We start from the raw sequence: 10,000 nt of genomic DNA, 5'->3' as shown, positions 1-10,000 counted from the left end.
CACATCTCTACGCATTTCACCGCTACACGTGGAATTCCACTCTCCTCTTCTGCACTCAAGTTCCCCAGTTTCCAATGACCCTCCCCGGTTGAGCCGGGGGCTTTCACATCAGACTTAAAGAACCGCCTGCGCGCGCTTTACGCCCAATAATTCCGGACAACGCTTGCCACCTACGTATTACCGCGGCTGCTGGCACGTAGTTAGCCGTGGCTTTCTGGTTAGGTACCGTCAAGGTACCGCCCTGTTCGAACGGTACTTGTTCTTCCCTAACAACAGAGTTTTACGATCCGAAAACCTTCATCACTCACGCGGCGTTGCTCCGTCAGACTTTCGTCCATTGCGGAAGATTCCCTACTGCTGCCTCCCGTAGGAGTCTGGGCCGTGTCTCAGTCCCAGTGTGGCCGATCACCCTCTCAGGTCGGCTACGCATCGTCGCCTTGGTGAGCCGTTACCCCACCAACTAGCTAATGCGCCGCGGGTCCATCTGTAAGTGGTAGCGAAAAGCCACCTTTTATGTTTGAACCATGCGGTTCAAACAAGCATCCGGTATTAGCCCCGGTTTCCCGGAGTTATCCCAGTCTTACAGGCAGGTTACCCACGTGTTACTCACCCGTCCGCCGCTGACCTAAGGGAGCAAGCTCCCGTCGGTCCGCTCGACTTGCATGTATTAGGCACGCCGCCAGCGTTCGTCCTGAGCCAGGATCAAACTCTCCATAAAAAAAGTTTGAAAATGACTACGCACGTTTATGTGCGATTTATTTGAATTAACAGGTACGTTTTGTCTTGTTTAGTTTTCAAAGAACTTCGTTGCCGCTCTCAAGGCGACCACTTAAATATAACATTTATTAGACAAGCGGTCAACACTTTTTTCAAAAAAGTTTTTTTCATCTTTTTCATTCGCGACCAAAAAAGATTATAACACATAATCTATCGGAAGAAAAGATAAAAAAAGCGCAGCCACAAGGCTGCACTTTCATTTACGATTCATCTTCTTCTGTCTCATGTTCTTCATCTTTTTCGACCAAGGCTACGGTAGATACATGCTCCTGATCAGCTAACCGAATGAGGCGGACACCCTGCGTAACACGGCCGGTAACGGAAATGTCATTAATGTCCATCCGAATGATCACGCCGCTGGCGGTGATGATCATTAAATCTTCCTCTCCTCTTGTCGCTTTCACCGTAACAAGAGGTCCGTTATTTTCCGTGATCTTGCACGTCTTTAAGCCTTTTCCTCCACGGCTCTGTGTTCTGTATTCTGAAGCAGGCGTCCGTTTTCCGTATCCGTTTTCGGTTACGATCAAGACATCGGCATCCTCTTCAAGAATCTCCATGCCGACAACGATATCGTCGTCTGTGAGCGTGATTCCTTTAACACCGGCAGCGGTTCTTCCCATCTGCCGCACATCGCTTTCAGGAAAGCGGATCAAAAGACCGTTTCTCGTTCCGATGATGATCTGTTTATTGCCGTCAGTCAGGCGGACAGCCATCAGTTCATCTTCATCGCGAAGGCTTAAGGCGATTAAACCATTATTGCGAATATTGGCGAATTGAGAAAGCGGCGTCCGTTTTGAGATGCCGTGTTTTGTCGTAAAGAACAAATATGACTCATCGTCAAACTCGCTCACCGGAATGATCGCATTGATCCATTCCCCTTTATCGACTTCCAGAAGGTTGATGATCGGAATTCCCTTCGCCGTCCGTCCGAATTCAGGAATTTCATAACCCTTCGCACGGTAGACTTTCCCTTTGTTTGAGAAAAAGAGCAGCGTATCATGGGTCGATGTGGAAATCAGATGTTCAACAAAATCGTCTTCATTTGTTCCCATTCCCTGAATTCCTTTTCCGCCGCGTTTTTGGCTTCGGTAAGTGGAAGAAGGCAGGCGTTTGATATAGCCGTTATGGGTTAACGTGACGACGATGTTTTCTCTCGTAATCAGGTCTTCGTCTTCAATCGTCTCAAGACCGGATGTGACGATCTCCGTCCGGCGCTCATCGTTAAAGCGCTCTTTAATTTCTGTCAGCTCTTCCCGGATGATTTCAAGAACTTTTTCTTCGTCTGCTAAAATCGCTTTTAATTCGGCGATCAGCTTGATTAATTCTTGATACTCCTCTTCAATTTTTTCGCGCTCCAATCCTGTTAAACGCTGAAGACGCATGTCCAAAATAGCTTGGGCTTGTTTTTCGGTTAATGAGAATGTCTCGATTAACCCGTTTTTCGCAATTTCGGCCGTTTGCGAGTTTCTGATTAAGGAAATAACTTCATCAAGGTGGTCAAGAGCCACTCTCAAGCCTTCGAGAATATGGGCTCTCGCTTCCGCTTTGCGAAGTTCGTATGCCGTCCGCCTTTTGATCACGACTTTTTGGTGATCGAGATAATGACCGAGACACTGCTTTAAGCTTAATACTTTCGGCTGTCCGTCGACGAGTGCCAAAAGATTGATGCCAAATGATGTTTGAAGAGCCGTCTGCTTGTACAAATTATTTAACAGAACATTTGCATTTGCGTCCCTTCTCAGCTCGATGACGATCCGCATTCCGTTCCGGTCTGATTCATCGCGAAGGTCTGTAATGCCCTCGATTTTCTTATCGCGGACAAGATCGGCGATTTTTTCGATCAGCTTCGCTTTATTCACCTGATAAGGGATTTCCGTAATAATAATGGACTGTTTGCCTGAGGATGCTTCTTCGATTTGGGCTTTAGCGCGAATCGTAATCGAGCCGCGGCCTGTTTCGTAGGCTTTGCGGATTCCGCTTCTTCCCAAAATCAATCCGGCTGTCGGAAAATCTGGCCCCGGAATGATTTCCATTAATTCCGCAAGCGTAATATCAGGATTTTTGCTGAGTGCCAAAACCCCGTCAATTATTTCGCCGAGCTGATGAGGCGGGATATTTGTCGCCATCCCGACTGCGATCCCGGCTGCACCGTTGACCAAAAGGTTTGGAAATCTGGCAGGCATGACAATCGGTTCTCTTTCCGATCCGTCATAGTTGTCTTGGTAGTCGATCGTGTCTTTATTAATATCGCGCAGAATTTCCATGGATATTTTCGACATTCTCGCTTCTGTATAACGCATGGCCGCAGCCGAATCACCGTCGACAGAACCGAAGTTCCCATGGCCTTGGACAAGCATGTAGCGATAGTTGAAGTCCTGCGCCATTCTGACCATCGCTTCGTACACGGCAGAATCACCATGGGGGTGGTACTTACCGATAACTTCGCCGACGATCCGCGCGGATTTTTTGTATGGCTTGTCGCTTGTCATCCCAAGGTCGTTCATCGCGTACAAAATTCTTCTATGCACCGGCTTAAGCCCGTCTCTTACATCCGGAAGAGCGCGGGAAACAATAACACTCATCGCATAGTCTAAGAAAGACGTGCGCATTTCCTGACTGATATTGACTTCCTGGACTTGGGGCTTTTGTTGTTCACTCATTAAAAAACCTCCCTGGAGAATCTACATGAGTTGTGTGGGAGTAGATTTGTATTTATACTCTTTCAACGAATAAAGCTATTCTCCATTATATCAATAATCTTGAATTTATACACATGAAATTGTAAAGGCTCTATTTTAGAAAAGACCTTATTTCAAAAATAAGGTCTTACCTGCATTAAATATCCAAGTTCTTTACATAACGAGCATTTTCTTCAATGAAGTTCCGCCGCGGCTCCACCTTGTCACCCATGAGCATTTCAAAGGTTTCATCGGCGTCGATCGCGTCTTTGAGCGTCACTTGAAGCAATGTTCTCGTTTCAGGGTCCATCGTCGTTTCCCAGAGCTGCGTCGCATTCATCTCTCCCAGACCTTTATAGCGCTGCAGGCCGGGCTTAGGGGTTTGCGGAAGCTCTTTTAAAATCTCATCGAGCTGCTGATCATTATACGCATATTCCACGCGTTTTCCCTGCTGTATTTTGTATAATGGCGGCTGTGCTATATAGACATAGCCTTTTTCGATAATCTGCCGCATGTAGCGGTAGAAAAAGGTCAAAAGCAATGTTCTGATATGTGCGCCGTCGACGTCGGCATCCGTCATAATGACGACTTTATGATAGCGGGCTTTTTCGAGGTTGAAATCTTCCCCGATCCCGGTGCCGAGCGCGGTGATCATAGAGCGTACCTCATTGTTTGACAAAATTTTGTCAAGGCGCGCTTTTTCAACGTTTAAAATTTTTCCCCGCAAAGGCAAAATCGCCTGGAAATGACGGTCCCGGCCTTGTTTCGCCGATCCGCCCGCAGAGTCACCCTCAACGATGTAAAGCTCGGAAATCGACGGGTCTTTAGATGAACAGTCGGCCAATTTCCCCGGAAGATTAGACACTTCAAGCGCACTTTTCCTGCGCGTTAATTCGCGCGCTTTCTTTGCGGCCATCCGTGCTCTTGCAGCCATAACGCCTTTTTCCACGATTTTTTTCGCTGAATCGGGGTTTTCGAGCAGGAATTTTTCCAATGCTTCTGAAAACAAGGCATCTGTTATGGTGCGGGCTTCCGAATTGCCGAGCTTCGTTTTCGTCTGACCTTCAAACTGAGGATCCGGATGCTTGATTGAAATGATCGCTGTCAAACCTTCCCGGACGTCTTCACCGCTTAAATTCGGATCGTTGTCTTTGAATATGCCGTTCTTTCTGGCGTAATCGTTGATAACACGCGTCAAGCCCGTTTTAAACCCGGCTTCGTGCGTTCCGCCCTCATACGTATGAATGTTATTGGCAAATGAATAAATGTTGCTCGTATAGCTGTCGTTGTATTGAAGCGCCACTTCGATCGTAATCCCGTCTTTCGAACCTTCGATGTAGACGGGCTCCTCATGGATCACTTCCCTTGAGCGGTTTAAGTGTTCGACATAGCTTTTAATTCCGCCTTCATAGCAGTATTCATTCTTGCGCTCTTTTCCTTCGCGTTTGTCTTCAATCGTGATTTTGACGCCTTTTGTCAAAAACGCCAGTTCGCGGACGCGGGTGGCGAGAGTATCGTAGTCATACACAGTCGTTTCTGTGAATATTTCAGGATCGGGAGCGAAATGGGTCGTCGTTCCCGTTCTGTCCGTCTCGCCGATGATTTTCAAATCGGCTTTTGGAACGCCGCGCTCGTATTCCTGGTAATGAATTTTCCCGTCTCTGTAAACCGTTACATCCAGCTCCGTTGAAAGGGCGTTGACAACGGAAGCTCCGACGCCGTGCAATCCGCCCGAAACTTTATACCCGCTTCCGTCAAACTTACCGCCGGCATGAAGTACCGTCATGATGACCTCGACGGCAGGCCTTCCCATTTTTTCCTGGATGCCGACCGGAATCCCCCGGCCGTTGTCTTTTACCGTGATGCTGTTGTCTTTTTCGATGACAACGTTGATCTCTGTACAATAGCCAGCCAAAGCCTCATCGATGCTGTTATCGACAATTTCCCATACGAGATGGTGAAGCCCTTTGCCGCTCGTCGACCCGATGTACATTCCGGGCCGCTTGCGGACGGCTTCTAAGCCCTCCAGCACCTGTATCTGATTTTCATCGTAGTTATTATTATTCTGTTCCGCTGCCACGCACATTCACCTACACTTTTCTTCAAACATAATAAATTTATAGTTAAGATTATTTATGAATCGATTTCCGGCTTGGATTGAGCCCGCTTTTTCAGCGTGCTTGAGGCTAAAGGAGAAAAATAGATCGTCTGAACTGTGACAACAATTGATTTCGGCGTGCTGTTTGAAGAGATAATCCGCTTGCTTTGTTTTGTTAAAAACTCTTCAACGATCGGCGATGTCTTTGCCTTGTAATCAAAAATAGCCACAATTTCTCGTGTTGAGACGACAAAGTCGTCACCTAAATGGATATACAATCCCTCACCCCATTTTTTCAGTCCAATAGCGCGCCATTTGCAACACGAAAGATTCCTGCTTCGTTTAAGGTTTGATGATCAATCCCGTCGACGCTTGTCGTTGTCACGAAAGTTTGAACACGCCCTTGAATGGTGTGGAGCAAGTGAGACTGCCGATAGTCGTCAAGCTCTGATAATACATCATCCAAAAGCAAAATCGGATATTCCCCAATTTCTTCCTGAATCAAATCAATTTCCGCCAATTTAAGAGATAATGCAGTCGTCCGCTGCTGCCCTTGTGAACCGTAGGTTTGGACATCCCGGCCGTTGACGTAGAACAGAACATCGTCTCTGTGGGGGCCGGACAAAGAAACGCCCCGTTCAATTTCTTTATCTCTTAATTTAGAAAACGATTCTTGGTAACTATTGATCATTTTCGACAAATCAGGCGAATCTGATACGTGAAGAGACGTATGATACTTTAACGTCAGTTCTTCCAGACCTCGCGAAATTCCGGAATGGATGGGCTGAGCCCATTTTTCGAGCTGATCAACAAATTGAAGCCGCTTCATCACAACCTTTGCCGCGAATTCCGTAAGCTGTTCCGTCAGCACGTCAAGCATCGTCTGATCTGTCTGTTTTCTCGTTTGTAGCTGCTTCAAGAAATGGTTGCGCTGTGAAAGGATTTTTTGGTAATGAGAAAGGTCATGAAGATAGACGGGTGACACTTGGCCGATTTCCATGTCAAGAAATCTTCTCCTGACCTGCGGGCTACCTTTTACAAGATTCAAATCTTCAGGAGCAAACATGATCGTGTTAACGGCGCCTACATATTGGCTCAGTTTCTGCTGTTCAATATGATTGACCTTTCCTTTTTTGCCTTTTTTGGAAATGACGAGCTGGATTGGAACAGGACCGTTTTTTTTAATGACCCTGCCTTCTATTTTAGCATAGTCTTGATCCCACCGTATGAGTTCTTTGTCATTAGAGGTCCGGTGAGATTTTGCCATCGCAAGCACGTAGATCGCTTCCATCAAATTTGTCTTGCCTTGTGCGTTCTCTCCGATAATCACGTTCACTTTGTTTTCAAATTCGAGCTCAACGCGCTCATAGTTGCGGTAAGATGATAATGTAAGATTTTGGATATACAATCAATATCACCTGCTTCAGCCGACGACCTGGAATGAACCGAACCCTTCAATCGTCACGGTATCACCGACATACAGCTTGCGCCCGCGGCGGTTATCCGGTTCACCATTTACGAGTACTTCGTGCTCTGATAAAAACCATTTTGCCATTCCGCCCGACTGAATGACGTCAGCCAATTTTAAAAACTGGCCGAGGGTAATCATGTTTGTATCAATCGTCACCGTCTTTGTCATTTTATCGACCTCTTTCAATATCACTAATATCTAATTGTACTAAAAAACAGGGAAAGAAGGAAAGGGGTAAGTTACAGCGCTATGGGAGAGAGCGTCTTTTCCGTCAGCAAAATGAGAAAAAGCCGCCGGACTCACCCGGCAGCTTTCTTCAGTTTCAGATTAATACGTCCGGACAGGAAGAATTAATTGAACGATCGAATCATCATTCGGGGTGCGGATCAGAAAAGGTCTCATTGCGCCTGTAAAGCTGACATGAATGTCCTCTCCTTCAAGAACTTTAAGAGCATCCAGCATATATTTCGGACTAAAGGATATCTTTAAGTCTTCCCCTTCGATTTGCTCGGCATTCACCGTTTCGACAACCTTCCCGATTTCAGGAGAATTGGAAGAAATTTCGATGGACTCATCAGCGGACGCGGACAGCTTCACCACATTGTTCCGTCCTTCTCTCGCCAGCAATGACGCCCTGTCGATTGCCTGAAGAAATTCTTTTGTATTGACGATCAGATTCGTTTTGCTTTCCTGAGGAATCAGACGATTGGTGTCAGGATAATTGCCGTCTAAGAGCCTTGAGAAGAACAGAACGTTCTTCGTCTTAAACAATACCTGCGTTTCGGTGATAACGATATCGACGAGCTCCTGATGATCGTCGAGAATCTTGCTCAGCTCGGTCAAGCTTTTTCCCGGAATCACGACGTTATATGAGCTGTCCTCGCTGATATCGAGCTTCGCTTTGCGCAGCGCCAGACGGTGGCTATCCGTAGCAGTGCATATTAATTCACCGCCGGTCACGTTCCAGTTTACACCTGTCAAGATTGGGCGTGTTTCTGAGGTGGACACTGCAAAAACGGTTTGGCGAATCAGGTTTTTCAACAGATCTGTCGGGATCTGAAACGCATGATGCTCTTCAATTTGCGGCAAAAGCGGATACTCGCTTGCATCCAATCCGTTAAGGTTAAATTCGGCTTTTCCTGAACGGATAATCGTCAAATACTGATTTTGAACCTCGATTTCGACGGTTGACATCGGCAGTTTTTTAACGATCTCGCTGAAAAAACGCGCTTGAAGAACGATGCTTCCGGGCCTTTCAATCGTTACGATTTCCAAATCACCGTCTTCTTTCGGGATAAACGATTCAATCGAAATATCGGAATCGCTGCCTGTTAAAGACACTCCATCATCAGAAGCGACGATTTTAATACCGGTTAAGATCGGGATCGTTGTTCTTGAAGAAACGGCCTTCAACACATCCTGGACACTTTCGACTAAACGGTCTTTTTGAATTGTAAACTTCATAATCATCCTCCTTGCGGGAATCTATATTTATTATGTTTTATAAAAATAGCAGAAGTAATAGTAGGGGCTGTGGATTTGTGGATAAGTGCTGAGAACGAAAGGAAACACAGCCTATCCACATGTGGACAGACTGTGTAAGACCATGTTTAAGTTATTCACACTTTCCCATTACCTGAGCTGCTCTTTGATTTCTTTGATCTGCTGCTGGAGCTGTTCATCGTCACTCAGCAGCTTCGATATTTTTTCATGGGCATGGATGACCGTCGTATGGTCGCGCCCTCCAAATTCTTCGCCGATTTTCGGCAGGGATGAATCGGTCATTTCCCTTGATAGGTACATGGCGATCTGCCGCGGAAAGGCCACTGATTTCGTCCGTTTTTTCGCTTTGAAATCCTCAAGCTTAATATTGAACTGCTGGCCGACGACTCTCTGAATATCTTTGATCGTAATAATTTTCGGTTTAGAAGAAGGGATGATATCCTTCAAAGCTTCCGCAGCCAAATCGGCGTTGATGTCTTTATTGATTAAAGAAGAATATGCGACGACGCGAATTAAAGCGCCCTCCAGTTCTCTGATGTTGCTGTCGATCTGATTGGCGATATACAGCATGACTTCATTCGGAATATCGAGACCTTCTGCCTTTGCTTTCTTTCTTAAAATCGCGATCCTTGTTTCCAGATCGGGAGGCGTGATATCCGTAATCAGTCCCCATTCAAAGCGGGAGCGCAGGCGGTCCTCTAGCGTCGGAATTTCCTTAGGCGGCCGGTCGCTCGAAATGACGATCTGCTTCGATTCTTCGTGCAGGGTATTAAACGTATGGAAAAATTCCTCCTGCGTTTGTTCTTTTCCCGCTAAAAATTGAATATCATCTATCAAAAGAACGTCGACATTTCGATAACGATTGCGAAAATCGACAGCTTTATTGTCGCGGATCGAGTTAATGAACTCATTTGTGAATTTTTCTGAAGACGAATACACCACTTTTGCAGACGGATTATGGTCGATGACATAGTGTCCGATCGCATGCATTAAGTGCGTTTTTCCAAGTCCGACTCCCCCGTAGATAAACAGCGGGTTGTATGCTTTCGCAGGCGCTTCCGCCACGGCCAGCGATGCGGCATGGGCGAATCGGTTTCCGGAGCCTATAACGAAAGTGTCGAATGTATATTTGGGATTCAGCATATTTTGCGGAAAATCGGCCGGTTCGTCTTCTTTCGACATTTTTTTGATAGGAGATTTCGGCATGAATTCTTCTTCATTTTGATTTTGGGGAATGACAAATTTAATGCTGAGTTCTTCCCCGGTGAGATCGTAAATCGTATCCGCGATTAAGTGCAGGTATCTTGATTCAAGCCAGTCGCGTGCAAACTCGTTCGGAGCAGTGATGATCAGCGTATCGCCCTGCAATGAATGAGCCTTTGTCGACTTCATCCATGTTTCAAAGCTGGGCTTGCTCAATTTTTTTTCGATCTGCCCGAGGGCTTGATTCCAAAGATCCGAAATATTTTTCAT

The 10,000-nt window shown here is 46.2% G+C and carries 7 protein-coding genes and 1 rRNA gene (1 of these 8 cut by a window edge); all 8 read right to left on the bottom strand.

Going from position 1 to position 10,000, the window contains the following annotated elements; genetic code table 11:
• Positions 1 to 718, bottom strand: a 16S ribosomal RNA gene (locus MHB78_RS00040) (it extends 832 nt beyond the left edge of the window).
• 259 nt (positions 719 to 977) lie between these two features.
• The gene (gyrA, locus tag MHB78_RS00035; RefSeq protein WP_046129449.1) at positions 978 to 3,437 is read right to left on the bottom strand and encodes a DNA gyrase subunit A; all 2,460 of its coding nucleotides are present in this window, start codon (positions 3,435 to 3,437) and stop codon (positions 978 to 980) included.
• A 175-nt stretch (positions 3,438 to 3,612) separates the two neighbouring features.
• Positions 3,613 to 5,541: a DNA topoisomerase (ATP-hydrolyzing) subunit B gene (gyrB, locus tag MHB78_RS00030; RefSeq protein WP_046129448.1), complete on the bottom strand. Its 1,929-nt coding sequence runs from the start codon at positions 5,539 to 5,541 to the stop codon at positions 3,613 to 3,615.
• Between the two features lie 47 nt (positions 5,542 to 5,588).
• Complete coding sequence (locus MHB78_RS00025) at positions 5,589 to 5,831, bottom strand: extracellular matrix/biofilm biosynthesis regulator RemA family protein (protein WP_046129447.1); 243 nt, start codon at positions 5,829 to 5,831, stop codon at positions 5,589 to 5,591.
• A gap of 17 nt (positions 5,832 to 5,848) precedes the next feature.
• A complete protein-coding gene (recF, locus tag MHB78_RS00020; RefSeq protein WP_046129446.1) occupies positions 5,849 to 6,961 on the bottom strand; it encodes a DNA replication/repair protein RecF in 1,113 nt (370 codons plus the stop codon).
• Positions 6,962 to 6,976: 15 nt separating this feature from the next.
• Positions 6,977 to 7,192 carry a S4 domain-containing protein YaaA gene (gene yaaA / locus MHB78_RS00015; RefSeq protein ID WP_046129445.1) on the bottom strand — a complete coding sequence of 72 codons (216 nt, stop codon included), beginning with the start codon at positions 7,190 to 7,192 and terminating at the stop codon, positions 6,977 to 6,979.
• Positions 7,193 to 7,351: 159 nt separating this feature from the next.
• Positions 7,352 to 8,488, bottom strand: a complete 1,137-nt coding sequence (gene dnaN, locus MHB78_RS00010) for a DNA polymerase III subunit beta (RefSeq protein WP_046129444.1) — start codon at positions 8,486 to 8,488, stop codon at positions 7,352 to 7,354.
• Positions 8,489 to 8,656: 168 nt separating this feature from the next.
• Positions 8,657 to 10,000 carry a chromosomal replication initiator protein DnaA gene (gene dnaA / locus MHB78_RS00005; protein ID WP_046129443.1) on the bottom strand — a complete coding sequence of 448 codons (1,344 nt, stop codon included), beginning with the start codon at positions 9,998 to 10,000 and terminating at the stop codon, positions 8,657 to 8,659.

This window comes from Bacillus sp. FSL K6-0138, assembly GCF_037982765.1.
GTDB classification, from domain to species: domain Bacteria; phylum Bacillota; class Bacilli; order Bacillales; family Bacillaceae; genus Bacillus; species Bacillus glycinifermentans.
This window is presented reverse-complemented; position numbering and strand designations above follow the sequence as displayed.